The organism is Staphylococcus debuckii (genome assembly GCF_003718735.1).
Taxonomy (GTDB): domain Bacteria; phylum Bacillota; class Bacilli; order Staphylococcales; family Staphylococcaceae; genus Staphylococcus; species Staphylococcus debuckii.
Map to the genome: position 1 here is coordinate 2,380,553 of NZ_CP033460.1, position 26,903 is coordinate 2,407,455.

The window sequence follows — 26,903 nt, forward strand, 5'->3', positions numbered from 1 at the left end:
ATACCATTGGAGTGCTTAATTTCTCCAACGGTATCTTTAGATTTGTATTAGCGATCACGTAATATATATTTAGATAAAATAAAGGTAATCGGTATAGTTAATATCAAGCCGGCGAACGGTGCGATAACAGACGAAATATGTAACCATTGAACAAAGATATATAATAATAGCGTCTGCATTCCCATATTAACGACTTGAGTGAGTGGAAATTGAATAAATTTTCCCCAAGTCGGTTTCACTTTATAGACAAAATAACAATTTAAATAATACGAAATCACAAAGCTGACTATAAATCCTGTAATATGGCTGAGCATATAATTCAATCCGATTCCTTTTAATAACAACAAATAAACAAGGTAATAATCTAAAGTATTAATGCCGCCGACAATAATAAACTTAATAATTTCATAATGTGTTTTAGTGAGTCTCATTTTCTAGCTCCATCATTCTTTATTTTCATATATTACTCAGTGAGATATTTATCTGGATAAATGACTGAGTTTTTTATTCTTTTTAACAGCACAATGATAATAACATACAAAATTATAACAAAGCTTATTAAAATTTGGATAGCGAAGTGATAACAGTTCATTTAATATTTACAAACTTTACAAATCTTTCGTTTTAAAATTTTAAATTACGTCTTTTTGATACTTTGTCATCTCTAGCTCATTCAGTTTTTTATAATCACATTTTTCTGTATATTCAATTTTTAAACAATAAAATGCAAAAAGGTCGTTACAAAGTTAAAAGTATATCGTTATAATGGAGAGTAATTAATTAAAGAGGAGAAATTTACAGATGATTAAAAATGAACAATCGAGATTGCCTTTAATCATGATCATCGTTTTAGGTGCGATGACAGCTTTCGGTCCAATGTTGGTCGATATGTACAATCCAGCTTTACCGCAAGTACAAGATGATTTCGGGGTATCCACTTCAACATCTCAACTCACGCTGTCCTTCGTTATGATTGGTATGGCGTTAGGTCAATTTATTTTCGGTCCCCTATCAGATATTTATGGGCGTAAACGAACAGTAATGACTATTTTGATATTAATGGCACTCGTCTCAGTTGGATGTGCCTTTATCAGTTCAATCAACCTATTTTTAGGATTACGTTTTATTCAAGGTCTGCTCGGCGGCGGGGCAATTGTAATTGCACGTGCTACAGTAGGAGATCAATTTGACGGTACCGCTTTAACACAAGCATTAGCAGCATTATTAGTGGTAAACGGAATTATTACCATCGTAGCACCGCTTGTAGGAGGCTACACGTTAGCTTTTGCATCATGGAAAATGATTTTTGCAGCTTTAACTATTATTTCCCTGGTAATATTTGTAGCCGCGATGATCTTGATGAAAGAAACGCGTTCAGATGCAGTTGCACGTTTGAATTTCGGTGAAATCATCAAAGACTTCGGTCATTTATTAAGCAAACCGAAATTCGTGGTACCAATGTTAATGCAAGGATTAACATATGTCATGTTATTCAGTTATGCAGCAGCCTCTCCATTCATTACGCAAAAAATTTACCATATGACCCCTCAAGCATTCGGCTGGATGTATGCGGTAAACGGTGTGGGTTTAATTTTAATGAGTCAGGTAACAGCATTTGCTGTTAAATATATTTCGCGTGAAAAATTATTGCACATCTTAACAGCTATTCAATTAACAGGTGTATTCTTAGTAATTATCACTACATGGTTCCACCTTCCATTATGGTTATTAGTAATTGCTTTCTTCATTATGGTTTGTCCTGTAACAGGTATCGGACCAGTCGGATTTGCGTTGGCGATTGAAGAAAGATCTGGAGGAAGCGGTAATGCTTCAAGTTTACTAGGTCTTTTCCAATTCATTTTAGGTGGTATTATTGCACCTCTAGTAGGTATTAAAGGCGGCACAAATGTAGGGCCATTTATTGTTATTATCGTTATTACAAGTATTTTAGTAATTGTATTGAATATTTGGTTAAGCCGCTTAATTAAAAAAGCATAATTCTGAGAGTCACTTAGATAGGAGGAGTTGGAACATAATATGGTCCCAACTCCTGTTTTTTATGAATTGGCAAAGCGACGAAATAATTTCAACCCATGTTATTTATGCTCTGCTCCCTTTTCTTGTAAACAAATCATTATGTTCTAGAAGTGTCAGGAATTATAATTAACCTACTACGCTAAGAGATGGAGTATGGAATATGAGTAAAAAATTATTGAATGTGAAACCTAAAAGTCAATTAGCACCAATTCCGATGGTGATGGGATGTGAAGGTACAGCAGCTTCGATGTTGCTGAATTATAACCATATTTATGTTCATCCCTATTCATTAATGAAACGTTGGCCTAAACACTCGAGCAATCCGAATAAAGGATACGTCGGACATTTCTTAATGATTAAGCCAGGTGCTCACCAAACAATATTCCCGCAAGCTTTCGCTCCTTACTTGCAACTATACGATACTAAAATTATAGATGGTACAGGCACCACTCTAGAAGAATTAGAAACTTTAATCGACAATGGACAACCTGCCTTGATATATCATACTGTGTTAGGTCAACAACCTCATAAACGTACGTTCAAAGTAGACTCAGGGCGAGAAGAATGGGTTTCTAACATCCATATCACGTTGTTGGTAGGTTATGATGACACACATTATTACTATATTGACCCCTTATGGTCGCAATTGGGTAATAAATTAATAGTGCCTGCCCTTATTCCTTCAAAATTACAAACGATTAAAATACCTAAAGAAAAAATGAAAGAAAGTTATGATTCTGTAGGACGTCTTGCAATTTATCATAAAGCATAATCGTTAAGAGCGCGGGACAGAAATTAAAATGATTTCGTCGTCCCGCCTCTTCTTGTTTTTCAGCGAATGTTTCAATAGTAAGGTTTCTTGTTGTAAATCTGAACTTTTCAAAAAAGTGTAAAATTAACGCTCGCTTGTGTGTTTACTTTTATTCAATTTCGGCTAACTATATTTTATGCACTTTATTAAACTTGCTTATATTTTTTCATTATTAATTGCAATATCAAAAACTTTTATATATCATTAGTAACATCATTCGACGTCAACATAAAACCCCTTTGCTATATATAAATCTGAAAGGGTGTCATAATTTGGGGCAAAAATTACAAAAGGAGCTTTCCAATAGGCATATTCAATTGATTGCCATTGGTGGAGCAATCGGTACAGGCCTCTTCTTAGGTTCTGGCCAAACTATTAAACTGACAGGTCCAAGTATATTTATCGCATACTTAATCATTGGTATGTTCTTATTTGCATTTATGCGTGGACTGGGGGAACTGTTACTCAGCAATACGAGATTCAACTCATTTGTAGATATTGCAAATGAGTATTTAGGACCGTTCGGCGGTTTCGTTATCGGATGGACATATTGGTTATGTTGGATTGTATCAAGTATGTCCGACTTGACAGCTATTGGACAATATATCGCTTACTGGCTGCCACAAGTACCCAACTGGATTTCGGTCCTTTTTGTCGTACTAGTCTTAATCGCCTTCAACTTATTAGGTGCTAAACTATTTGGGGAGTTAGAATTCTGGTTCGCTTTGATTAAAATTATTACGATTCTCGCTTTAATCGTTGTAGGTTTAATCTTAATCTTCTTCTCTTTCAAAACAGATCACGGAACAGCAAGCTTCAGCAATTTAGTATCACATGGAGGTCTGTTCCCTCACGGAGCATTCGGATTCTTAATGGCCTTCCAAATGGCAATTTATTCATTTATCGGTATTGAATTAATCGGCGTCACAGCCGGCGAAACGAAAGACCGTGATAAAACGATACCGAAAGCTATTAATAATGTTCCAGTACGTATTTTACTTTTTTACGTCGGGTCATTAATTATTATCACATCTGTAGTACCTTGGAATACACTCAGTGAAAATTCAAGCCCCTTTGTAAAAGTATTCGGCTTGATCGGTATTCCGTTTGCAGCCAGCTTAGTCAACTTTGTGGTAATTACAGCTGCCGCTTCAGCAACGAATAGCGGTATTTATTCAAACAGCCGTGTTTTATTCGGTTTAGCTGAACAAGGTCTCGGACCGAAAGTTTTAGGGAAAGTCAATAGTCATGGTGTCCCGCATATTTCTATGTTAATTTCATCAATACTATTGCTTTTCGCAGCATTATTAAACTATGTGTTCCCAAATGCTGTCCAACTCTTTATTTACGTAACAACACTATCGACTGTATTATACTTATTCGTATGGACGTTGATTATTATTTCTTACATCGTCTATGCTTTTAAAAATAAAGAAGAACATAAAGCGAATAAATTTAAATTACCCGGCGGACCGTATGCTGGATTTGTAGTTTTAGCCTTCTTCATTTTTGCATATGTATTATTACTATTTACTGATGAAACGAGAAAAGCTTTATTTGTTTCTCCAATTTGGTTCATCTTTATGATTATTATGTATCAGAAATATAAAAATAATGCACGTGCTAACGTACAAAAATTCAGAGATAGCAACAAACCTAAAGCCGATTAATAAGTTAGGAGCTAGACATTAATTTGTCTAGCTCCTTTGTTGTATATAGATAATTATTATCTCATTAGTAATTTTGGAAGGGGAGTTTTGAATGAGTAGTGCAGTTTTGGCGATTGTTTTATAGTAGGGTTAATAAACTGTATAGGCTCACATACTCTGCTTATACAGATTTCGTCCTATGTGTATAGGCGAGCACAACTTGCTTATACAGTTATCGTCCTATCTGTATAGGCTGCACATTACTGCTTATACAGATTCCATCACAATCTTATCGTCTCGCTGCCTATACGCTCCGTACGCCCTGATTACTAAGGCTCCACGAACTTTATTGTTGTACTTGCTTTACTTCTCCTGTTTGCGGATTAAAAGTTGTTAATGATGCTTTACGCAATTGGTCTTTTTCGGTAGCAGATTTACTATAATCATTGTGATATAACGTCGATTCCCAACTACCGTACATTGGATTTGGGAAAATAATATATTTGCGTCCGAACTCTTCTTTTTTCTTATTGATTAAATCTGTACGGGCTTGTGCTGTTTTAGCCTTAGGATCATCAAAATCCAGCAAATTATCGCCGAACAACATTAATAAGTTATGATTCTTTTTCACAGCATCGCGACGACTTTGTTTACTTTTATCATTCTTGCCTTTAAGTAAAATATGGGACTTATCATTTTGCGGCAAACCTTGAGCTTTCAAATTCTTAGCCGTTGCTTCTAATTCTGTCTCTTTATCACGGTCAGACACATAATAAATGGCTACCCCTTTTTTATTCGCATAATTTAAGAAAGCTTTAGCGCCGTAAACTGGTTTAGCCTTAGCAGCCATTACCCACTCATGCCAACCATCCGGAAAAGTAGTGTTATTGAGAGAAGCATAAGCTTGATAAGGTGAATTATCTAACACTGTTTCATCAATATCTAAGACAATAGCAGGTTGCTTCTTGCCTTTTCCTTTGCCATGATAATGTTTCAATTCTTTATCTAAGTTATCCTTGGCAGTATTATAACCTTGTAAATACAACGCTTTAGCCTCGGCTGAATTTTGATACCAAGATACACTCATGGTATTTTGTTCTCCTAAGTTAGCTTCTTGCTGTGTCGAAGGTTGTGCTTTCACCACTGTCGAAGTTGGAGCACCACCTGCAGCTTGCGCGCTTGTCGGACCCGCTACTAAAAGTGAACTTGCCAATCCTACGATTGCTGAATACTTTGCAATTTTGTTCATATTATCTCCGCCTAATTATGTATTTAAGAATAATTACTACTTTTCTAATTATTCTTATGCAAATCATTATACTGTACAGATAATATAATTTCACTGTCTTTTTCACAAAACAAAAAGAACGGCAGGAAAAAACCTTCTCTCAGTTTCTCTGCCGCTCCAGCAATCTTATCTTTATTTTTTCAATTTCATTGGAATCATAGCTAAAATACAATTTTTTTGATAGAACAAGGTCCATCTCAAGGCAATTCCTGTTTGGTTATGCAATAAGTTCTGCCAACCTTTTTTCGTAATAAATTGAGGGACAATCACTGTGATAACAAAATGGTCGTTCTCCGCTTTACTACGTATTCTATCGATGAAACGTGCTAATGGTCGTACAATACTGCGGTATTCAGAATGTACAATCACTAAACGGATGCCAGGATAATGTTTTTTCCATTTTTCTTGAAAGGCTTTATCTTTGGTTCTATCAAAGGACACATGTACCGCAATCGTACGATCAGCAGTCAATTCCGCATATTCAATCGATTTGTCTACAATTGCAGATATACTGCTGACAGGTATCAAAGCTAAATTTTTATCAATATGTGCCAACTCTTTGAATACTGCGTCTGTACGTAATTCTTCAGCGATGTCGCGATAATGCGAACGTATTTTCAACAAAACAAATACGACAAAAGGTAAGAAAATTAAAATCGGCCATACATGCGAGAATTTAGTAATCAAGAAAATCATGAACACGACAAAAGTAATCGTACCACCAACAGCGTTAGCAGATAATTTTAATAACCAGCCTTTCGGACGTTCTCTGATCCATTTAATAACCATGCCGTACTGCGCCAATGTAAAGGGAATAAATACTCCTGTAGCATATAGCGGAATTAGATTTTCAGTAGCGCCTTTAAAAGCAATGATGAGCATGATAGCCACACTGCCTAAGATAATCATTGAATTAGAAAAGCCTAAACGGTCACCGCGTACAGTAAACATATGAGGCATGTATTTATCTTGCGCCATATTCGCTGCTAATAACGGAAATGCTGTAAATCCAGTATTTGCAGCTAATACTAGTATTAAAACCGTAGTCGCTTGGATAAAGTAAAACGCTACGTTTTCTCCAAATACATGAGTCGCTAGTTGTGATAAAACAGTAGTTTCCATATGCGGTACAATGCCATACCAATATGAAAGCCCCACAATCCCTATCAATAGAAAGGCTAAAATACTGCCCATTGCGACTAAAGTTTTTACCGCATTTTTCGGTGCAGGGTTATGGAAATTGGTTACAGCATTGGAAATTGCTTCGATCCCTGTTAAAGAAGACGCACCTGAAGAAAAAGCACGCAATAACAAGAACAAAGTAACTCCTGGAACCGCTGTACCTACTGTTGCATGTATATTGGGTTGCGCTTGGCCAGTAGCGACTTTAAAAGTGCCATATAGAATCAATACAATCATACCAAAGATAAACAAATATACAGGGTACGATAAGACCTTCGCCGAATCAGTCAAACCGCGCAAATTTAAAATGATGACTACCAATAAACAAGCAATCAACACTTTATGTGCATGCAGATTGGGAAAGGCTGCTATAAATGCATCAGCCCCTGATGAAATACTTACTGCTACTGTTAAGGTATAATCTACGAGCAACGAGCCGCCCGCTAACAAAGATAATTTTTCCCCTAAATTATGTTTAGTTACCACATAGGCGCCACCGCCTTCTGGGTAGGCATAAATAATTTGTCTATAAGATAAAATCAAAGCTAAAAGTAAAATCAGTATGCCAGCTGTAATTGGCAAAGTGAACCATGTAGCTGCTGCACTGACTACAGTTAAAGTAATTAATATCTGTTCTGGCCCATAAGCCACTGAAGATAAAGCATCAGATGATAAAATAGCCAACGCTTTGACTTTAGTGATTTTTTCATGAGAAAGTTCTCTATTTCTTTTTGGTTTACCAATCAACAGATGTTTTAATTGATTAAATATCATAATCCATTACTCCTATATCTATTTCTATATAGTTAATTACGTATATATTGTTATAGTTACCCATTTTTTAAAGTTCATGCAAAATGCATTCACTCGTGAATGAGAAAAATATACGCCTATAAACCTAAAATGTATAGTACACAAACTTAAATAAATATAGAACTTTTACACTTTCGTAATCTTGTTAACAAAATCGTAAACGCCTTATTCAATTTTCTTTCTTCAATCTTGAAACATCCTCATCAAGAAAAAATAATGATATACTATTGCATATCTTATTACTCTTAAAGCAGGTAAACCAATGAAAAATCGTAGTCATCCACCTTTTTATATCATTTTATTATTTGTGCTGAGCAGCTTACTCTTTTTAGGAATTGCTTTAATACTTATACTTCAATCGACGTACGCTGCTTCCAGACAATCCAGCCGCCAAACTTTGAATCATTCTGCCAATCATCAAATTCACGAATTGATGAAACAGCAGGATATACCAGGAATGAGCGTCTTAATGATACAACATGGCAAAGTCATTTTAAATCAAGGATACGGGTATCAAAATCTCAGCAAGCACCAGCATGCTACCAAGAACACACAATATGAAATTGCTTCAGATACTAAAGCATTTACTGGACTGGCCATACTACAACTTTCTAAAGAACATAAAGTCGACTTGAAAGCACCTGTCAGAAAATATGTACCCTGGCTGCATCTGTATTATAAAGGTCGACAAACAGATGTCACTATAGAACAATTACTCGCACAAACGAGCGGTATCAGTGATAGTATGTCTAGTGATGATGAAGAAACCCTTCCGAAAAGTAAGGACAATTTAAAAGACCGCGTCAAAAGTATCAATCATGCCACTCTAAAAGAAGCACCTGGCCAACAATTCAATTACGCCAATATGAATTATAATGTGTTAGGTTACGTGGTTGAACAAGTTTCGCATCAATCTTATGAAGCATACATCCATCAACACATCTTGACGCCGCTTCACATGCAGCAGACTTACTTTAAGACCGAGAAACCTACCGCCGTACAAAAACGTTCTTTATCAAAAGGTTATGTTGAAGAGCATGGCAACATCCAAGCGGACCGCCCTGCTTATTTCAAAGGCGACACGCCCGCTGCATACATGATCAGCAGTACCACTGACCTGATTCCTTGGGTTAAATATCAGCTGAAACCTGGAGCATCAAGTCGGTCGATAATAGCGCAATCACACCAGAAACTCGCTGATACACCTTACGATAAAAATGCAGTCGGCTATGGCTCAGGATGGTTCCTTAATCCAGAATCAAACCAAGTATTACATCCAGGAACCTTGCCTAATTATGCATCCTTTATACTCTTAAATACCAAAGATCAAAACGCCGTCGTAATCCTATCTAATCTTAATTCATCAGGCATACCAAATTTAGCGAAAACGTTAGATCATCAACTTGCCTATTTTAACGAGCATCAGATGATCAACCATTACGTCGCACAACATGCTACACTCATCGGCATTGTACTATGGCTCTTAAGTTTAATCAGTACCGGCTGCTTAATCGGAATCGGTTTACTGGTTTATCATTTCAGACAGCATCGCCGTACTTGGCGCTATCACTCATAGCTAACAGCGCCATCATCTTAATCAGCATCCTGATACTCGTGTCAGTCGGTATCGCTTTAGAACAGACACCAAGCCGCATCATTCATGCACTCAACTGGGATATCGCCTTAATTGCTTTTTCTCCACCGTTTATCCTAGTCATCTTGCTCAGTTTCTGTACTATCGTATTGCTGACGGTTTACTTAAGTCTGCTGCTCTTGTGGAAAAAGAAGAAAGACAGTGATAGCCACTACTAAAAAACAGAATCTGCGACTTTAGGTTGTCGCAGATTCTGTTCTTTTTAATCTAATAAATCCATGAATAATACGAAAACTAGAATAATCATGATAATAATAGCGCTATATAATGTCTTATGCGTTTTATGAGAGATTTTATTTTGCACAATATCTCGCACACCCATAATTAAAGCTGCTAAAACAATCAACGCTAAGATAAACGACAACGTATCCATAGCATCCTCTCCTCTTATTCTTTCTGCATTACCCTTTTCTTACTTTTACCTAACAAAAAAACGGAACCATCCCCCGATGCTGCAATTCCCTCATTAACTGCAACACCGATTATGCTTCCGTCTTTCAAGAATCATATTTACCATACAAATGCGTGGCGGCAATATTTAGTCTTTCTTTTTAATAAGTTTCTCCAGTAGATTTCGGAACAAGTACCCATACTGCTAAGAATGCAAAGATACCTAATAGTATATTGAACCCGATTCCTGCCATCGCGCCAGCCGCTAAGTTGAAGTGGTGTGACACAACTGCATAAATCGTACCAGAAATGGCGATACCAAAAGCATTCCCTAATGAAGAAGCCATCTTATAGATACCTGAAGCAGCTCCGACTTTATTGTCGGGCGCAGAAGAAACTGCTGTATCAGTAGATGGTGTCGCATACATTCCTAGGCCGAGTCCGAATAGTAAATATCCGAGCACACTGCTGACTACATAAATCGGTGTCGGCAAGAAAGTAAGTGCAATCAACAGCATCCCAACTGCATTTAATAAAGCGCCAAACATCATCGGACGTTTTGCACCCAGTTTTTGCATTACTTTTTCACCAATACGAATCATTATCAACACGGTCACTAAGTAAGTAATACTCATCATACCGGATTGGTTTGATGTAAATCCTAATCCTTGTTGGAAATAAGTATTAGCGACAATTAATGTTCCGGCTACCGCATTTAATGCGAAATTGGATAATACAGCTCCAGAATAAGCTTTATGTTTAAATAGTCTAAAATCAATCAAAGGATTTTTAAGTCGTTGTTCATAGAAAGCAAAGAAGATAATTGAAACAATGAACACGACAATTAAACTTAAAATAATTGGTGAAAGAAAACCGTAGTTTGATGATTGTGTGATAATTACATTTAAGCTTAACATCATGATTGCTAACACGATTAAACCTACAACGTCTAGTTTACCGCGTTGTACGTCACTGCCCGCATCAGCTTTTGTTTCTGGAGTTTTACGCATCAACCACATTGCAAGCAATGCAACAATGATTGAAATAATGAATATCCAACGCCACCCTACGAACGTTGACATTAATCCACCGAAATAAGAACAGATACCTGATCCGCCCCATGAACCGATAGACCAATAACTAAGGGCACGCTGTCTATCCTTGCCAATGTAATATTCATTTACAATGGCCAGTGTGGCAGGCATAATACATGCTGCAGAAAAACCTTGAATAATACGACCGATAATTAAAAATGCCGGTATATTAGTTATAATAATTAACAATGATCCCACAACACTGAGAATTAAACCGATATACGTGATTTTTACGCGTCCTACTTTATCTGCAATACTTCCGGCACCCACAACAAATAAACCGGAGAATAATGCAGTCAAACTTACCGCAGTATTAATAATTCCTGCATTTGTACGAAAGGATTCTTGCAATGTCGGCACTACATTCAAAACCGATTGCGCAAACAGCCAGAATGTAATAACACCAAGAATAATGCCTAACAACAATTTGTTGTCTCCTCTGTATGATCTGGTTGTTGTCATATTAAATTCCTCCTATACCCCTGCAAAAAAACTGAAAAAAATAGCGATTTAGCTTATCATTAATTTGCAATATAAACTAAACCTATCATTTTCAATATATGAAGTATCTTACACCAATTTCAAGCGAATTTCTATAAATACCTAATAGCTAATCTATTTATTCGTAACATATTACATATTTAGTATAAACATTTTTCATTTATATATAAATTGTCATAAAATTCTCATAAATAAGGTGGTTCCTTTGCTCAATTTATTTATTTTACTCTTAGAACGTGTCGGTTTGATTATCGTTCTTGCTTATATTCTTATGAATTTCAAATACTTCAAAAATTTAATGCAGCACCGGGAAACTTGGCGAGCAAAGTGGCAACTGACACTGATGTTTGTTATTTTCGCACTGCTTTCTAATGTAACCGGTGTGGTCCTTCGTGATTCTCACATCCTCTCAGGCCAGCTGTATACACATTTAGCGCCTGATACTTCACTAGCGAATACACGTGTGTTAACAATCGGTGTTTCTGGACTTGTCGGCGGCCCGGCAGTCGCCTTAGTAGTAGGACTTATTTCTGGTATTTATCGTTTTTACATCGGTGGTGCCAATGCCTTTACTTATTTCATTTCTTCCATACTTATTGCTTTGGTTTCCGGTTACGTCGGACGGTATTATTTAAGAGCTCGACGCTATCCACCTATTTTACTTGGAGCACTCGTCGGCGCTTCTTTAGAAATTATACAGATGCTTTGTATCTTAATATTTGCAGAACATGGCGGCCATGCATGGTCGCTCGTCAGTTTTATTGCTTTGCCGATGATTTTAATCAATAGTATCGGAACAGCTATTTTCTTGTCGATTATCATTTCAACTTTGAAGCAAGAAGAACAGACTCGTGGCGTTCAAACACATGACGTCCTTCAAATTGCTAATGAAACGTTGCCTTATTTTCGAGAAGGATTAAATGAAGCTTCTGCCAATAAAGCAGCACATATTATTAAAGATTTGATGCGCGTTTCCGCAGTCGCGATTACCAACCGCCATGATATTTTGGCGCATGTCGGTGCTGGCAGTGATCATCACGTTCCGCAAAAAGAAATCATTACTGAGCTTTCTAAAGAAGTCATTTTAACCGGGCAATTAAAAGAAGCACATTCCAAACATGAAATCGGCTGTCACCATCCGAATTGTCCATTAGAAGCTGCCATCGTTATTCCATTGCATATTCGAGACAAAGTGGTAGGCACGCTCAAATTATATTTTACGGACGCTCATCGCCTCACCTTTGTCGAAAAGCAACTCGCTACAGGACTTGCGAATATTTTTTCCAGTCAGTTAGAATTGGGACAAGCTGAAGCACAAAGTAAATTATTGAAAGATGCAGAAATCAAATCTTTACAAGCTCAAGTCAATCCGCATTTCTTCTTCAACGCAATCAACACGATTTCAGCCATGGTGCGTATAGACAGTGAGAAAGCACGCAAACTGCTCTTACAACTCAGCCAATTCTTCCGCTCTAATTTACAAGGAGCACGCAACAACACGATTACCTTAGATAAAGAATTGCAGCAAGTAGAAGCCTATCTATCTCTAGAACAAGCGCGGTTCCCAGATCGTTTCAACGTTTCCTTCGATATTGATCCGGCTTGCCGCAACGCTTTGCTGCCACCATTCATCATTCAAGTGCTAGTAGAGAATGCAATCAGACACGCTTTCAAGAACCGACGTACTCATAACATCGTCCAAGTCACTGTACGCGGCGAAGACGGACAACTTTATTTAGAAGTCCAAGATAACGGTATCGGCATCCCTGAGGATAAACTGCCTTATATCGGCAAGGCCATCGTACATTCCGATACCGGAGGCACAGGCAGCGCGCTAGAAAACTTGAATCTGCGGCTCTCTGGACTCTTCGATACTAATGCACTGCTGCATATCGATTCAGATACACACGGCACTACTGTCAGCTGCCATATTCCATTCCGATCCGACAACAAGGAGGTAGAGAGAAATTGAACACACTCATCGTTGACGACGAACCCTTAGCGCGTAATGAATTAAATTACTTGCTCACTCAAAATGGTCATTTTGAAACGATAGACGAGGCAGAAACCATCGCCGAAACACTCGAAAAATTACTATACGAAACCTACGATGTTATATTTCTAGACATCAATCTAATGAACGAAAGCGGCTTAGACTTAGCCGAAAAAATTCAAAAAATGAAGCAAGCGCCTTACATCATCTTTGCGACAGCCCACGACAACTTTGCGGTCAAAGCCTTCGAACTCGATGCCACAGATTACATCCTGAAACCCTTCGAACAAAATCGCATTGACCAAGCAGTCGAACGCGTTGCAGCCAAATTAAATGCCGCTTCACTTCCTGGAAAAGAAAACGCTGAAGAGCAGACTACCTCAGAAAAAGTCGGCGAACCCGTGAGGCACCAATCCGACCGAACTTCCGACGTTCCTATCAAGCAGCCTTCAGTTCTGCCGATTGAAGTAGACGAACGTATTTATGTCTTGAATCAAAGAGACATTATCGCCCTCTCCGTCAATAATGGGAAAACGACCTTGCACACCTTGAGTCGAGATTATGAAACAACAGAACCTTTAAATACCTTTGCTAAACGTTTGAATCCAACACAATTTTTGCGTATCCATCGTTCTACGATTATCAATCAAGCACACATTGAAACGATAGAACATTGGTTCAATTATACCTATCAAGTTACTTTAACTGGCGGACTGAAAGTGCAAGTCAGCCGTTCTTATATGAAAGCTTTCAAAGCTGCAATCGGTTTAATATAAGCCTCCTAACTCCCTTTTAGCTGTAAAACAGCGAAGGGGGTATTTTGATATTTCACCCTCTAATTTGTGCAGCTTATTCTCTCGATATTTCCTTTCATCTATACTGTATGAAACTCATCTTGTGAATGATGCAACTCGCATACTGATTCTCGCATTTCACCTTGAAAACGCACACAAAAACTTATTTTGGTCGTACAATTTAATCAAGATAAAGAAACGAACGGAGGCAGAAATGCTATGGAAAAGGTCAAAACAAGCGCAAAAAATGTGGGCAAAGCGTCAAAAACCTATTCATTCTTGCATCAAGTGTTAGTTATCGGAATTATACTATTAATTTCTAAAATAATTGAAAGTTTCATTCCTATTCCGATGCCGGCATCAGTTATCGGGTTAGTACTGATGTTTATTGCATTATCCACTGGAATTATCAAACTCGGCGAAGTTGAGGGCGTCGGCAGTGCATTAACGAATAATATCAGTTTCTTATTCGTGCCTGCAGGAATTTCAGTTATTAATTCACTCGGCATTTTAAGTAAAAGTCCAATTTTAATTATTTTATTAATCATTATTTCTACAATTTTACTATTATTATGTACTGGTTTTGTTTCGCAAATATTGGTCAAAGGGTTGCCATTTGCGCATAAATCTACTAAAGGTACAACTAAACATCACAACAAAGTAGCGGAGGAACATGTATGATTGAACATTTAGGCATTAATACACCTTATTTCGGTATCTTGTTATCTGTGATTCCATTCTTAATTGCCACTTATTTCTTCAAGAAAACAAATGGCTTCTTCCTGCTGGCGCCTTTATTCGTCAGTATGGTCTTCGGTATTGTCTTCTTGAAAGTAACAGGAATCAGCTACGCAAACTATAAAGTTGGTGGCGATATCATCAACTTCTTCTTAGAACCTGCAACGATCTGTTTCGCCATTCCGTTGTATAAAAAACGTGAAGTCTTAAAAAAATATTGGGCAAAAATCTTCGGTGGTATTGCTTTAGGAACTGTCGTGGCACTCTTCGGTATCTTTGCCGTATCTAAACTCTTTATGTTCGGCGGTAATGTTATCGCATCCATGTTACCACAAGCTGCTACTACAGCGATTGCATTGCCAGTATCTGATGGCATCGGCGGTGTCAAAGAACTCACTTCACTCGCAGTTATCTTGAATGCAGTTATCATTTACGCATTAGGTAATAAGCTATTGAAATTCTTCCATATCGACAATCCGATTGCACGAGGACTCGCACTAGGCACAAGCGGTCACACACTCGGTGTATCAGCGGCAACTGAACTCGGTGAAACTGAAGCTTCCATGGCCAGCATTGCAGTCGTACTTGTAGGGGTAATCGTAGTAGCCATAGTGCCATTCCTTGCTGGCGCATTACTATAATTTTAAGGAGTAGAACAGAAATAACATAGGTTCAAATTATTTCGTCGTTCTGACAGTGAGCTGAGACTTTATTTTGTCTCAGCTTTTTTGCATGCAGAAAGGGTAAGAAAACGCTTTAATTTATCACTCTTTTAATGAAAGCGTTTTATTTTAAATATTTTTTAATTTATCTTATTATTTAAGTTAAAGCTGTTTACATTCTGATGATGTGGTATTACACTAATAGTAAACGATACGTTTCGTTTATAAATTACTAAAGATTGGGATGATAATTAATTATGTTTGGCATTTCTTTTGCAAGTTTAGCCATTCGTTTTGTCTTCGGCGGATTAGCAGTCGCTTTAGCAACCGTCATTTCTGCTAAACTCGGAGGTAAATTAGGCGGTATCTTTTCAACTTTCCCCGCAGTTTATTTAGCAGCCTTAGTCACACTTGCCGTAGATTTCCGCGGTCAAGATTTAATTCAACAATCTATCCATCTTAGTTCCGGTGCTGTCATCGGTATCGTCGGTTGTATCCTCAGTGTTGCTTTAACAGCCTATGCCGTACAAAAAATCGGATTCAGACGCGGAGCTGTCTTTTCAGTAATCAGTTGGTTTATCTTATCTTGCATTATTTTGGCACTTAAACATATTTAATTGGAGGCTAGAATTAAAATGAAAATGTTACTTGTAAAATTCCTTGCAGGCGGTGCGTCAGTCGCATTAAGTTATATTGTGTCTGTGTTAATGCCATGGAAAGAATTCGGTGGAATTTTTGCAGTATTCCCAGCAGTATTTCTAATTTCTCTCATTATGTCCGGCGTGCAATACGGTGATAAAGTAGCATCACACGTCAGTCGCGGTGCTGTCTTCGGTATGACCGGTGTACTCTTCAACATCTTAGCCACTTGGTTGATGCTAGTTTGGACAAATGACTGGATTTTAAGTATTCTTGTAGGCGTTGTCGTTTGGTTCGTCAGTGCTATTATTATCTTTGAAATTGTAGAAAAAATTGCGCATTTGAAACGAGGTCATTAATATGGCAGGAAGACCGAAAGATCCTAAAATCAATCTACGCATTTACGAAGAGTTAGGACAATTGTTAGAACAACAACCTTACTCAGCTATTACCATCGATGAACTCGCAGAAAACACCCAAATTTCCAAAGCGACGATTTACCGTCGTTGGAAAGATAAAGACACTATGATTATTGATATGTTTTTAAATGAAGTACATGGTACATCAGAGGTTAAAGGAGAATTTTTCAATGATTTGTATGCAATGCTGCTGAAAATGACACGTATTTATACACGTCCACTCGGCAAAGCAGTCATTCAGATATTGCTTACAAACGAAGAAAATAGCTTGCGTAATCATTTTATGGAAGATTATTTCAATGCCTATCGTCAGGTATTAAAAGACATTGCCAGCCAACGCATTCCAGAAGATCAACAAGATATCTTTATCGATTTAATATTCTCCCCTATCTATTTCAACATCTTGATTAAACCAGAAACCCTCACCGACCAATACATTCATGACATGTTAAAAACCGTGATTCGTTCCTTTATTCCAGACGAATCTTATTAGAGACAAGATGCAATTTCCATTAATTCATCTTGTCTTTTTTGCTACATAAAAAAACTGCCATGAAATTTAATTCATGACAGTCTATAAATTATGCATGCGGGTTGCCAGCAAACCATTCTAAGGCATATTTGATTGCTTTGTCCCAATAGGCATAATCATGTACGCCAGGACCATCCACAAACTGATACGGAATATTTTTTCCATCCAAGAATTGAATGAAGTTTAAATTGTCTTGATATAAATCATCTTCCGTGCCACACATAATCAATAGTTCTGGAATTGTTTTATTCTCCTCTAGAGCTTTATCAACCAAATAATAAGGGTCAAGCTCTGTTCCTACCGCAGTTTCTTTTTCCCCTAAAATTGCTTTGCCAGAGAAATCATTCCAATCAATCTCCATTAAGAATTGAGGTGCAAACACTGCAGACAACGGCGCCGCTTTACTGAAGCGCTCACCTTGCGTCAACGCATATTTGATTGTACCGTAGCCGCCCATCGAGTGTCCCGCGATAAAATGATCTTCGCGACGTTTCGACAACGGCAGAATTTGTAGCGCATAATCAAATACTTCCAGCACATAATCATAATAACTATGCCCATACGTCATATTCGCATAACCGCTATGATCGCCCGCCGGCATAATCACTGCGATACCATTATTCTTGGCATAGCGTTCCAGACTCGTAAACCTTAAATACGACGTCTCATCACTCGATAAACCATGCAATAACAACAACACCGGCAACTGCTTAGGCGCCTCATTCGTATCAAATTGCGAGGCATCCTCCGGCAACATCGCCATAAAACGCTGCTCCTTGCCTAACACCTCAGAATTATAATTCACTTGCATCCAAGCCATGTTCTATCACTCCTCTTCCTGTTAAATATCCATACCTTGAGGTTGCGGTCCTTTTTTCTTTTTCACAGGGTCTAAACGTTTCTCTAATAATCTCAAGAGTACATCAATCAAGACAGCAATTAAAGCAATCGGCAAAGCGCCTGCTAAGATAAAGGTTGTGCCGTCTGTGGCATTCGTTCCGCGGATAATAATATCTCCCAATGTCGGCGCTCCAATAAAGGAACCGACTGCTACCACACCGACCGCCACGACTAAAGCAATGCGCAATCCGCCGATAATGACTGATAGCGCGAGCGGCAACTCTATCATGCGCAAGACTTGATTCTTAGTCATGCCCATACCTTTACCCGCGTCTTTAATATTGGCATCCACGCCAGTAATTCCAGAATAAGTATTTTGGATAATTGGCAGCAATGCATATAAAAATACTGTCACAACTACAGTCGTCGGCCCAAGTCCCATGACAAGCATTAAGATTGCCAACATCGCGATTACTGGCACAGTTTGAATAATATTCGCAATCGTAATCACCAATTTAGACATGCGACCAAAACGTGAAATCAAGATACCGATCGGAATTCCGACAATCGCCGCGAATACTACGCCGTATACTGACATTAATAAATGTTGAAAAAATAAACTCCAGAGATAGCCGGCATTCAATGAATAATACTCTATCAATTGTTGTAATAAATTGCCCTTCATTATTTTTGCCCGCCTTTCTTACCACCATCAAAGTAATGATGTTTTTTCAAGAATTCTTCTGCTACTACAGCAGGTTCTTTACCTTTACCGTCCGCTTCATAATTCAACTTCTGCATATCTTTCGTTGAAATCTGACCCGCCATTTTATCTAATGTACGTTTAATTTCCGGATGTTTTTTTAATAAAGCATCGGTCGCAACTGGACTTGCATCATATGGAGGGAAGAAACGTTTGTCATCTTTCAACACCTTCAAGTCATATGCCGCAATACGTCCATCTGTCGAGTAACCTAATGCTACATCTAATTTCTTGTTATTTAAGGCATCATAAACTAAACCGATTTGCATAGGGCGGACCGTATCAAAACTGATACCATATTCTTTTTTGAATCCTGGGTAACCGTCACCTTTACGATTCAACCATGAACTGTCCACTCCGAGTCGTAATTCTTTCTCATGTTTTCTCAAATCAGAAACGGTTTCCAAATGATATTTCTCAGCCGTTTCTTTCGTCACCATAAATGCGTAAGTATTATCAAACCCATAAGATGGGAAAAATTTCTGATGAAATTTCTTTTGGAATCCTTCTTGCGTGGCTTTCAGTGCTTTCTGCGGGTTTTTAATCGGATCTTCTTTTAAAGCGCCGACTAAATCTGTACCGGTATAACGTACACCTGAAATATTTGCATCGCCATTTACCAAGGCATTATATTGAATCGTACTGGAGCCCATATTGTTTAACAGTGTCGGTTTTATCTTGCCATGGGTATCATGCTCAATCATCAAACGCACCATATGGGACATAATTTGAGATTCACTTGTTGCTAAGGCAGTAATTTTTACATCATCGTTTGAACGGCTGTCCCCTAGTCCAGGCAAGCTGCATCCAGACAGGACAACCAGACACGCCGCCATCAGCAACAAATAGTATTTGATTGTCTTCATAAAATGTCTAAGTCCTCCTTATCTGGATATTTTCAAGCCTTTAGGTACGGCCCATTTTTCAACTACGCGCAATAAGTAATCGACAATTAACGCTAAAGCTGTTACGAGCACAGCAGCACTGACAATCATCAATGGATCATATAAATTCAATCCGTTAAAGACGAAGTCACCTAAACCGCCTGCTCCGACATAACTGGCTAAAGTAGCCCAGCTGATGACATACACACTAGATAAGCGGATGCCGCCGAGTATTAATGGCAAGGCTAACGGCAATTCCACATCTTTCATCAATTGAAATTTCGTCATGCCCATACTGATGCCTGCTTGTCGAATTTCCGGATTAATATTTTGCACACCTAACACCGTATTATTCAAAATCGGTAACAACACATAAATAAACAGTGCAATAATAGCCGGTGTTTTCCCGACACCGAAAATCGGTATCATAATCGCTAAGACAGCAAGTGTCGGAATCGTTTGCAGCACACCTGCAATCGTCAAGACAACACCTGCGAGTTTCTTCGTTTTCGATAATAATATGCCGAGCGGTACTGCAATCACAATGGCGATTAGTAGTGCAATAATAGAAATATAGAAGTGTTCGCCAGTTTTCTGCAGTAATTCACCGCCATATTGTTCTAAAAATGCTTTCATTAGCGTTCAACTCCTGAGTCTGACTTGTGGTCATGACGCACTTGGTCCTCAGCCGATTCGTTCGCATCCTTATCAGCCACAGCTGCTTTAGCAGATGCCTCCGCTCTCTCACGGCCATCCGACTCTTCCGCTTCTTTCTTTTCAGCAGCGAACTGCGCGTCTTCTGCACCTTCGCCCCAAATACTGTCGTAGACGATATCCACCAGGTTCGCACGGGTAATCAAGCCCACCAATGTATCGTTGTCGTTCACGACAGGGACGTTGCGGACGTTACGTTTTAAAATAGTGCGCACGGAATCTTGCAATTTGGAGTTGATATTCACGCGATAAATATCACGCTGCATGGTATCTATCAATTCCTTGCCAGCACGCAATCCTTGGTTGATGTCTTCAATATCTAAATAGCCGAGGAATTTGTTTTGGTTATTCACGACGAAAATTGTGTCGATGCGGTGGCGACGCATAATATCGACGGCTGTATTCAAGGATTCGTTCGCACCCACCGTAATTGGCGTTATCATCGCATCTTGCACGGTACGCATATTCGGACGGTCTTGAATCAAGCGGTTCTGTCCAATAAAGTCGCGTACGAAATCATTCGCTGGATGACGCAGAATGTTGTCTGGTGTATCGAATTGGACCACTTTGCCTTTCGACATAATACAAATTCTATCTGCCAACTTGATGGCTTCATCCATATCATGCGTGACAAAGATGAACGTTTTCCCTAACTTTTGCTGCAACTCTTTCACTAAATCCTGCAATGTATCGCGTGTAATCGGATCCAAAGCACCAAACGGCTCGTCCATCAAGATGATATCTTGTTCCGCTGCCAAAGCACGTACTACGCCAATCCGTTGTTGCTGACCGCCAGATAATTCAGACGGATAACGGTCCAAATATTCCTCAGGCAGATCCACCAACTTAATCAATTCACGCGCCTTCTGATCCTTCTTCTCTTGAGACCATTTCAATAATTTCGGTACCAGTACAATATTTTCCTTAATTGTCATATGCGGCATCAAACCAATCTGTTGAATCACATAGCCGATACTGCGACGCAATTCCACCGCATTCATCTTTCTGACATCCTTGCCGTCAATCGTAATCTGACCGCTCGTCGCCTCAATCATTCGATTAATCATACGCAGCGCAGTCGTCTTACCGCTGCCGCTCGTGCCGATAAACGCGACAAACTCACCCGATTGCACGTCCAACGAAATATCATCCACGGCCTTCTTGCCGCCAGAATAAACCTTAGTTAAATTTTTAATACTAAGCATGCATTTAATTCCTTTCTCTATTAAATTCAATTCAAAGATAAGAACAGCTGATTTGGGAAAAGAAACCTTTGGAGAGTTGTATGGCGAGAAGAGCGTCTTTTAATGTGGGGTGGATAGTAATACGAGGTGATAGTGTAAAGTTAGAACGCAATGTGTCACATAGTCCGTTGCGCATTTCGATGCAATTATATAGATTTATTGAATGTAAATTGCATATATAGAATGAAAACGCACAGTATTGCTTCTCTTCCCTATACAATAAAAAAAGCATTTGCCTCAATGTTTCATTAACTTACGGGTAAGCTCCAGAACAAAGTCGCAAATGACTCTTGTTAGACTATCGACAAAACAAACTCACTTACCAAAGGAGTTCACTTTTCTCAAATCGCTATGACACAACAACAGCGTCACGCTGTTGTCTATTTAAACTTTCAATATAATCTTTGCTGTGCCTGTGTCCTACTCTTTCAGTAGATTACTCTCTAATTATAGCATACAAAATCTAATAAATGACGGATAATCAATGAAAATTGCATTTAAAATGTACTTATTCAACGAATAGACAATTAATAAGGTGCAACTTGTGTGAATTGTGTGAACATGCGATTGCAAACGTTCTCATGAGAGATAGAATGGGAAATAATAGTTGAAGTATATTTTTTAGGCAATGTTCGGATTTTGTAGATATGAAAAAACCGCCGCAGCGGTTTTTTCTTACTTAATTTTAGGAGCAAGAGGTGTCGCTTTATCCTAATTGTAAGTTTGTTCCTAATCTTGGCCAATATATCCATTTATTGGACACATTCGCCCTCATCTTGGCCAATATATCTGTTTATTGGACACATTCGCCCTCATCTTGGCCAATATATCTGTTTATTGGACACGTTGCTCCATATCTTGGCCAATATATACGTTTATTGGACACGTTGCTTTCATTCTTGTCCAATATATCCATTTATTGGACACCTTGCCCTTATATCTCGCGGTCAATACATTCCGCTTCAGCCACAATGAAAAAAACCGCCGCAGCGGTTTTTCCTTACTTAATCATTCAAGCCCTTACCTTTTAAAATTAAAGGAATATATTTATCAACACGATTTTGTCGCGTAGAAGCACGTTTCGCTTGCCTGATTGTATACATATATTGACGTTGACGCCCTGGCGTCAAATTATGAAACGCTTCATCCAACGCCTTATCCGCTTCCAATGCTTCCTTCAATTCTTCAGGCATATCGTATTGGTCTGTCGTTTTCATTTCTACTTTTCTACCGGATTGCTCCACAGCAACAGCTTCTTTGACGTAATCGCGGATTATATCCGTTTCTTCTATAATTTGTGCTACGGAAGTAAAACGCAACTGACGCGCAGCTTGCACATTCTTAGTTTGTTGTACTAATTTTTGATTAGGATCCGACAGTAGTGCTCCTTTATGAAAAAGCAATGCGCAATAATTTTTAAAGCCATGAATCAACACTACATTATGACCTTCATATGTATAACAAGGTTTCATCCATTTGTAATCCTCGACTAAGTCTGGCTGCTCCATAATAATTTTTCTTAATGCTTCATATTCAGCTTTCCATTCTCCCGCCCTTTGGAAAAATGCGTCCGCCTTAGGATTTGTTCGTTTTTCAGTCATCTCCATTCTCCTTTTCATGTTTTGTACAATTGTAATATACCACACAATGTAGACATTATATCATTTTTCATTGTTTTTAAATTACACTTAATGTTTATATTGAAACTTTTAAAAATTCTTTTGAAAGTTCTCCTTTTATAAGTGCAATCGCTTGCCGTTTCTTACTTCGCAGCTACTCAAAATATCACCAAGTCTAATCAATTTTCCTTTTCAAAAATGTATATTTAACTTTCCTAGATTATTCCGTTCTATTTTAATAAGCCCAATACTTCAAACCTTCTCTTAAGCAAGGACTCAATATTCACAACCAATTAATATAGCGTATATTCATACATATTAATTAATAAATTCCGCCTATTCAACTCAATTTGACTTGAAAGGTCTAACTTGTATAATATCTTATCATGCATTCATGAAATCCAAAAATCGCGTGTCACTTTTTAAAATTATACAACGCAGCATGTAGAAATTACTGTATGCTCGCAAATATTAGAAGACTTTCGATGGAAAATAATCATAGTAGTAAAATAAATCTTTCCCAACTTGTTTTGCTGGGACTTGGATCGCTTATTGGTTCAGGCTGGCTCTTCGGTGCTTGGGAAGCTTCATCTGTCGCAGGTCCGGCAGCAATCATTTCTTGGATTATCGGATTTATTGTTATAGGAACAATTGCCTATAATTACATAGAAATCGGTACTATGTTTCCGCAATCAGGCGGCATGAGCAACTACGCTCAATACACTCACGGGTCTTTACTCGGCTTTATTGCTTCATGGGCCAACTGGGTTTCACTCGTTACAATCATCCCTATTGAAGCCGTTTCAGCGGTCCAATATATGAGTTCATGGCCTTGGGATTGGGCGAAATTCATGGGAAAATTAATGCATAATGGTACGATCAGCACCATTGGATTATTCGCTGTTTTTGTCATCATCATTATCTTCTCTTTACTCAATTACTGGTCAGTGAAATTATTAACTTCTTTCACAAGCCTGATTTCATTTTTCAAATTAGGTGTTCCGACTTTGACTATCATATTATTAGCAATTTCAGGATTTCACCCTGGTAACTACGGACATAGTTTGAATAGTTTCATGCCATATGGCAGTGCGCCGATCTTTGCGGCTACCACAACTTCAGGTATTATCTTTTCATTCAATGCTTTCCAAACGATTATTAATATGGGTTCTGAAATTCAACGTCCTGAAAAAAATATCGGGCGCGGCATTGTCATCAGCTTAACTTTAGCTGCAACTTTATACGTAGTCTTGCAAGTAATCTTCATCGGCTCTATGCCTGAAGGAATGCTGGCCAAACACGGATGGAACGGTATTCAATTCAACTCTCCATTCGCAGATATGGCGATTCTGTTAAACTTGAACTGGTTAGCTATTCTATTGTATATCGAAGCGGTCGTTTCTCCATTTGGTACAGGTGTTTCCTTCGTAGCCGTCACTGGTCGTGTCTTGCGCGCGATGGAAAAAAATGGACATATTCCAAAGTTCTTAGGTAAAATCAATGAAACCTATAATATTCCGCGTGTAGCTATTATCTTTAACGCGATTATCAGTATGGTCATGGTTTCAATCTTCCGCTCATGGGGAACATTGGCTAGCGTTATTTCAACAGCGACTCTTGTAGCATACTTAACAGGTCCGACGACTGTTATTGCTCTTAGAAAAATGGCACCGAGTATGCATCGTCCTTTCAGAGCTAATCTTTTGAAAGTCATGGCGCCACTGTCATTTGTCCTTGCTTCACTAGCTATTTATTGGGCAATGTGGCCGACGACTGCAGAAGTCATTTTAATTATTATTTTAGGCTTGCCGATTTATTTCTTCTATGAATATAAAATGAATTGGAAGAATACGAAAAAACAAATCGGCGGCAGTTTATGGATTATTATTTATCTCTTAATTCTTGCGCTGCTTTCGTTTATCGGCAGTAAAGAATTCAACGGTATCAATATAATTCATTATCCATATGACTTTCTTGTGATTACAATCGTGGCTTTAGTATTCTATAAACTCGGTACAACTAGCTACTTTGAAAGTATTTATTTCAGACGTGCCAAACGTATTAACACTAAAATGAACAAAGATATGACAGAACGTTTGGATAATGAAGCAGAGGATTCAAACCAAGCCGGTGAAACTAAATAAGAAGAAGTATTTGAGACGGGATTTCTATCTCGTCTTATTTTTTTGAAAAAATTTGTGTCTTAAAGAGCGGTAGACTATAGTTAAATCAAAAGGGGATGAACCATATGGATACGATTATACGTGAAACTGCTGCTGGAACTATTAAAGGAACATCACAAAATCAATTAGAAATATATTACGGTATTCCTTATGCTGAACCGCCTATTGATACAAACCGCTTCAAACATGCAGCGTTGAAAACACATTGGGATAACAACAACTTAGATGCAACTTCATTCGGTCCCATTCCTCTTCAACCTTACAATAAACTTGAAACTTTCTTTTCTACACATAACCAAGATTTCGAACAAAGCGAAGACTGTCTTTATTTAAATATCTACAAGCCGGTATCTGCTGAACATAGTGAAACACTTCCTGTCATCATCTGGTTTTACGGAGGTGGCTTCCTTAATGGTCATGGATCTGCTGAGTTATATCAACCGCAGCACCTTGCTGAAACTGCACATGCCATTGTAATTACATTTAATTATCGTCTTGGTGCATTAGGTTTTACAAACTGGCACTTACTTAACGAAGATTATGATATGAATTGCGGACTTTCTGATCAGCTTGCTGTACTTAAATGGGTACAATACTTCATCCCGGATTTTGATGGTGATAAAGATAATGTCACTTTAATGGGGCAATCTGCGGGTGCGATGAGTATTCAAGCTTTAATGCATCTCAATGAAGCCGAACACCTTTTCCATAAAGTTATTTTAAGCAGCGGCACTCTCAATTTTGATTCAATTGAAAACAGCAGAGTCAACGCCTATCTTTTCAAAATGATGACAATGTTTCAATATAATCAATCATTTGAAACTTTAACGACACCACAAATGATAAAAATAATGGATAAAGATTTGGAAGAACGCAAACCTTCGAAGGGACTTGAACTTTTCTATCGTCCTATTTTCAACCCTGACACGATGTCAGAAAGCATTCTTGGTGACAAACCTGTCTTAGCAGGCTATACAGCTAGTGAGGGTGATATTTATATCCGCGGCAGATTTCATAAACTTAAGCCTAAACGTTTTATAGAAGTTGCAGAATTCAATGATATCAATATTGATACACAACTGTTCAACATCAAAAAGCATGACGGACAAGCCGCAGCAATTACAGAGTATTATTTTAAACAGCCCTTGCTCGATTGGTTGAATCACTATTCAGGTTCAAATAAATGGCTATATCGCTTTGATTGGTCTAATCCCGCATCTAAAGATTTCAAATCGCCCTACCATATTCTTGATGTCATTTTCTGGCTCGGGCATCTCGATATTTTATCAACATATGGTACACCTGCTGATGGAGAAACACTTAAACTGGAAAATGAGATGCAAGAAACCGTAGGCAAATTTATAAGAAGCGGAGAATGCAGTTGGAAGCCATATACTCAATATGACGCTTCACCCCATATTTTTAGATAACTATCCACCTATAAATAAAATAGACATAGA

At 38.2% G+C, this 26,903-nt stretch carries 25 protein-coding genes; 14 read left to right on the top strand and 11 right to left on the bottom strand.

The annotated features are described in order from the left end of the window. Window positions 1-47: 47 nt before the first annotated feature. The gene (locus CNQ82_RS11560) at window positions 48-431 is read right to left on the bottom strand and encodes a GtrA family protein (protein WP_123145381.1); all 384 of its coding nucleotides are present in this window, start codon (window positions 429-431) and stop codon (window positions 48-50) included. A 370-nt stretch (window positions 432-801) separates the two neighbouring features. Here CNQ82_RS11560 and CNQ82_RS11565 point away from each other — a divergent pair, with 370 nt between their 5' ends. From CNQ82_RS11565 to CNQ82_RS11575, 3 genes are all read left to right on the top strand, one after another. Then, window positions 802-1,998, top strand: a complete 1,197-nt coding sequence (locus CNQ82_RS11565) for a putative multidrug effflux MFS transporter TcaB (protein WP_123145382.1) — start codon at window positions 802-804, stop codon at window positions 1,996-1,998. Between the two features lie 199 nt (window positions 1,999-2,197). Continuing rightward, window positions 2,198-2,809 (top strand): C39 family peptidase, encoded by a 612-nt coding sequence (locus CNQ82_RS11570; RefSeq protein ID WP_123145383.1) that lies wholly within the window; start codon window positions 2,198-2,200, stop codon window positions 2,807-2,809. Between the two features lie 311 nt (window positions 2,810-3,120). Beyond that, entirely contained in the window at window positions 3,121-4,518 is a 1,398-nt protein-coding gene (locus CNQ82_RS11575) for an amino acid permease (protein WP_123145384.1), read from the top strand. Between the two features lie 325 nt (window positions 4,519-4,843). Here the strand turns inward: CNQ82_RS11575 and CNQ82_RS11580 are convergent, their stop codons facing one another. Both CNQ82_RS11580 and CNQ82_RS11585 read right to left on the bottom strand, forming a co-directional pair. Then, complete coding sequence (locus tag CNQ82_RS11580) at window positions 4,844-5,746, bottom strand: 5'-nucleotidase, lipoprotein e(P4) family (RefSeq protein ID WP_123145385.1); 903 nt, start codon at window positions 5,744-5,746, stop codon at window positions 4,844-4,846. Window positions 5,747-5,917: 171 nt separating this feature from the next. Beyond that, window positions 5,918-7,738 (bottom strand): APC family permease, encoded by a 1,821-nt coding sequence (locus CNQ82_RS11585; protein ID WP_123145680.1) that lies wholly within the window; start codon window positions 7,736-7,738, stop codon window positions 5,918-5,920. Window positions 7,739-8,042: 304 nt separating this feature from the next. Here CNQ82_RS11585 and CNQ82_RS11590 point away from each other — a divergent pair, with 304 nt between their 5' ends. Then, window positions 8,043-9,356: a serine hydrolase domain-containing protein gene (locus CNQ82_RS11590; protein WP_123145386.1), complete on the top strand. Its 1,314-nt coding sequence runs from the start codon at window positions 8,043-8,045 to the stop codon at window positions 9,354-9,356. Continuing rightward, window positions 9,338-9,592 carry a hypothetical protein gene (locus tag CNQ82_RS13180; protein WP_164711968.1) on the top strand — a complete coding sequence of 85 codons (255 nt, stop codon included), beginning with the start codon at window positions 9,338-9,340 and terminating at the stop codon, window positions 9,590-9,592. The genes CNQ82_RS11590 and CNQ82_RS13180 overlap by 19 nt, the downstream gene beginning before the upstream one ends. A gap of 44 nt (window positions 9,593-9,636) precedes the next feature. On the opposite strand, the gene CNQ82_RS13185 is transcribed toward CNQ82_RS13180, so the two are convergent. Continuing rightward, on the bottom strand, window positions 9,637-9,807 hold the full coding sequence (locus CNQ82_RS13185) for a hypothetical protein (protein WP_164711969.1): 171 nt from the start codon (window positions 9,805-9,807) through the stop codon (window positions 9,637-9,639). Window positions 9,808-9,985: 178 nt separating this feature from the next. Further along, window positions 9,986-11,380: an MFS transporter gene (locus tag CNQ82_RS11595; protein ID WP_123145387.1), complete on the bottom strand. Its 1,395-nt coding sequence runs from the start codon at window positions 11,378-11,380 to the stop codon at window positions 9,986-9,988. A gap of 244 nt (window positions 11,381-11,624) precedes the next feature. Here CNQ82_RS11595 and CNQ82_RS11600 point away from each other — a divergent pair, with 244 nt between their 5' ends. From CNQ82_RS11600 to CNQ82_RS11630, 7 genes are all read left to right on the top strand, one after another. Beyond that, a complete protein-coding gene (locus CNQ82_RS11600; protein ID WP_123145388.1) occupies window positions 11,625-13,391 on the top strand; it encodes a sensor histidine kinase in 1,767 nt (588 codons plus the stop codon). Then, a complete protein-coding gene (locus CNQ82_RS11605; protein ID WP_123145389.1) occupies window positions 13,388-14,188 on the top strand; it encodes a response regulator transcription factor LytR in 801 nt (266 codons plus the stop codon). Before CNQ82_RS11600 ends, CNQ82_RS11605 begins: the two co-directional genes overlap by 4 nt. 237 nt (window positions 14,189-14,425) lie before the next feature. After that, the gene (gene lrgA, locus CNQ82_RS11610) at window positions 14,426-14,887 is read left to right on the top strand and encodes an antiholin-like murein hydrolase modulator LrgA (protein ID WP_123145390.1); all 462 of its coding nucleotides are present in this window, start codon (window positions 14,426-14,428) and stop codon (window positions 14,885-14,887) included. Next, window positions 14,884-15,585 carry an antiholin-like protein LrgB gene (gene lrgB, locus CNQ82_RS11615; RefSeq protein WP_123145391.1) on the top strand — a complete coding sequence of 234 codons (702 nt, stop codon included), beginning with the start codon at window positions 14,884-14,886 and terminating at the stop codon, window positions 15,583-15,585. Before lrgA ends, lrgB begins: the two co-directional genes overlap by 4 nt. A gap of 278 nt (window positions 15,586-15,863) precedes the next feature. After that, complete coding sequence (locus CNQ82_RS11620) at window positions 15,864-16,223, top strand: DUF3147 family protein (protein ID WP_123145392.1); 360 nt, start codon at window positions 15,864-15,866, stop codon at window positions 16,221-16,223. A gap of 18 nt (window positions 16,224-16,241) precedes the next feature. Then, on the top strand, window positions 16,242-16,604 hold the full coding sequence (locus CNQ82_RS11625; RefSeq protein WP_123145393.1) for a DUF3147 family protein: 363 nt from the start codon (window positions 16,242-16,244) through the stop codon (window positions 16,602-16,604). 1 nt (window position 16,605) lies between these two features. Continuing rightward, on the top strand, window positions 16,606-17,157 hold the full coding sequence (locus tag CNQ82_RS11630; protein WP_123145394.1) for a TetR/AcrR family transcriptional regulator: 552 nt from the start codon (window positions 16,606-16,608) through the stop codon (window positions 17,155-17,157). Between the two features lie 88 nt (window positions 17,158-17,245). Here CNQ82_RS11630 and CNQ82_RS11635 read toward each other — a convergent pair whose 3' ends face one another. The 6 genes from CNQ82_RS11635 to CNQ82_RS11660 form a co-directional block, all read right to left on the bottom strand. After that, window positions 17,246-18,016 (bottom strand): alpha/beta hydrolase, encoded by a 771-nt coding sequence (locus CNQ82_RS11635; protein ID WP_123145395.1) that lies wholly within the window; start codon window positions 18,014-18,016, stop codon window positions 17,246-17,248. A gap of 21 nt (window positions 18,017-18,037) precedes the next feature. Beyond that, window positions 18,038-18,721: an ABC transporter permease gene (locus CNQ82_RS11640; RefSeq protein WP_095103628.1), complete on the bottom strand. Its 684-nt coding sequence runs from the start codon at window positions 18,719-18,721 to the stop codon at window positions 18,038-18,040. Continuing rightward, window positions 18,721-19,665, bottom strand: coding sequence for an osmoprotectant ABC transporter substrate-binding protein (locus tag CNQ82_RS11645; RefSeq protein WP_123145396.1), 945 nt, complete (start codon window positions 19,663-19,665; stop codon window positions 18,721-18,723). The genes CNQ82_RS11640 and CNQ82_RS11645 overlap by 1 nt, the downstream gene beginning before the upstream one ends. A gap of 18 nt (window positions 19,666-19,683) precedes the next feature. Beyond that, window positions 19,684-20,319 carry an ABC transporter permease gene (locus CNQ82_RS11650; protein WP_095103619.1) on the bottom strand — a complete coding sequence of 212 codons (636 nt, stop codon included), beginning with the start codon at window positions 20,317-20,319 and terminating at the stop codon, window positions 19,684-19,686. Further along, complete coding sequence (locus CNQ82_RS11655) at window positions 20,319-21,602, bottom strand: betaine/proline/choline family ABC transporter ATP-binding protein (protein WP_123145397.1); 1,284 nt, start codon at window positions 21,600-21,602, stop codon at window positions 20,319-20,321. The genes CNQ82_RS11650 and CNQ82_RS11655 overlap by 1 nt, the downstream gene beginning before the upstream one ends. A gap of 1,043 nt (window positions 21,603-22,645) precedes the next feature. Then, window positions 22,646-23,242, bottom strand: coding sequence for a YdeI/OmpD-associated family protein (locus CNQ82_RS11660; RefSeq protein ID WP_123145398.1), 597 nt, complete (start codon window positions 23,240-23,242; stop codon window positions 22,646-22,648). Window positions 23,243-23,745: 503 nt separating this feature from the next. On the opposite strand from CNQ82_RS11660, the gene CNQ82_RS11665 reads away from it, so the two are divergent. Both CNQ82_RS11665 and CNQ82_RS11670 read left to right on the top strand, forming a co-directional pair. Further along, window positions 23,746-25,404 (top strand): APC family permease, encoded by a 1,659-nt coding sequence (locus CNQ82_RS11665; RefSeq protein ID WP_123145399.1) that lies wholly within the window; start codon window positions 23,746-23,748, stop codon window positions 25,402-25,404. Between the two features lie 104 nt (window positions 25,405-25,508). Then, entirely contained in the window at window positions 25,509-26,873 is a 1,365-nt protein-coding gene (locus CNQ82_RS11670; RefSeq protein ID WP_123145400.1) for a carboxylesterase family protein, read from the top strand. Window positions 26,874-26,903: the final 30 nt, after the last annotated feature.

Coding starts and splice junctions, on each gene's coding strand:
- CNQ82_RS11665 (WP_123145399.1), top strand. CDS start 23,746: ATGGAAAATAATCATAGTAGTAAAATAAATCTTTCCCAACTTGTTTTG.
- CNQ82_RS11580 (WP_123145385.1), bottom strand. CDS start 5,746: ATGAACAAAATTGCAAAGTATTCAGCAATCGTAGGATTGGCAAGTTCA.
- CNQ82_RS11655 (WP_123145397.1), bottom strand. CDS start 21,602: ATGCTTAGTATTAAAAATTTAACTAAGGTTTATTCTGGCGGCAAGAAG.
- CNQ82_RS11620 (WP_123145392.1), top strand. CDS start 15,864: ATGTTTGGCATTTCTTTTGCAAGTTTAGCCATTCGTTTTGTCTTCGGC.
- CNQ82_RS11570 (WP_123145383.1), top strand. CDS start 2,198: ATGAGTAAAAAATTATTGAATGTGAAACCTAAAAGTCAATTAGCACCA.
- CNQ82_RS11595 (WP_123145387.1), bottom strand. CDS start 11,380: ATGACAACAACCAGATCATACAGAGGAGACAACAAATTGTTGTTAGGC.
- CNQ82_RS13185 (WP_164711969.1), bottom strand. CDS start 9,807: ATGGATACGTTGTCGTTTATCTTAGCGTTGATTGTTTTAGCAGCTTTA.
- CNQ82_RS11660 (WP_123145398.1), bottom strand. CDS start 23,242: ATGACTGAAAAACGAACAAATCCTAAGGCGGACGCATTTTTCCAAAGG.
- CNQ82_RS11640 (WP_095103628.1), bottom strand. CDS start 18,721: ATGAAGGGCAATTTATTACAACAATTGATAGAGTATTATTCATTGAAT.
- CNQ82_RS11590 (WP_123145386.1), top strand. CDS start 8,043: ATGAAAAATCGTAGTCATCCACCTTTTTATATCATTTTATTATTTGTG.
- CNQ82_RS11635 (WP_123145395.1), bottom strand. CDS start 18,016: ATGGCTTGGATGCAAGTGAATTATAATTCTGAGGTGTTAGGCAAGGAG.
- lrgB (WP_123145391.1), top strand. CDS start 14,884: ATGATTGAACATTTAGGCATTAATACACCTTATTTCGGTATCTTGTTA.
- CNQ82_RS11630 (WP_123145394.1), top strand. CDS start 16,606: ATGGCAGGAAGACCGAAAGATCCTAAAATCAATCTACGCATTTACGAA.
- lrgA (WP_123145390.1), top strand. CDS start 14,426: ATGGAAAAGGTCAAAACAAGCGCAAAAAATGTGGGCAAAGCGTCAAAA.
- CNQ82_RS11670 (WP_123145400.1), top strand. CDS start 25,509: ATGGATACGATTATACGTGAAACTGCTGCTGGAACTATTAAAGGAACA.
- CNQ82_RS11560 (WP_123145381.1), bottom strand. CDS start 431: ATGAGACTCACTAAAACACATTATGAAATTATTAAGTTTATTATTGTC.
- CNQ82_RS11650 (WP_095103619.1), bottom strand. CDS start 20,319: ATGAAAGCATTTTTAGAACAATATGGCGGTGAATTACTGCAGAAAACT.
- CNQ82_RS11645 (WP_123145396.1), bottom strand. CDS start 19,665: ATGAAGACAATCAAATACTATTTGTTGCTGATGGCGGCGTGTCTGGTT.
- CNQ82_RS11625 (WP_123145393.1), top strand. CDS start 16,242: ATGAAAATGTTACTTGTAAAATTCCTTGCAGGCGGTGCGTCAGTCGCA.
- CNQ82_RS11565 (WP_123145382.1), top strand. CDS start 802: ATGATTAAAAATGAACAATCGAGATTGCCTTTAATCATGATCATCGTT.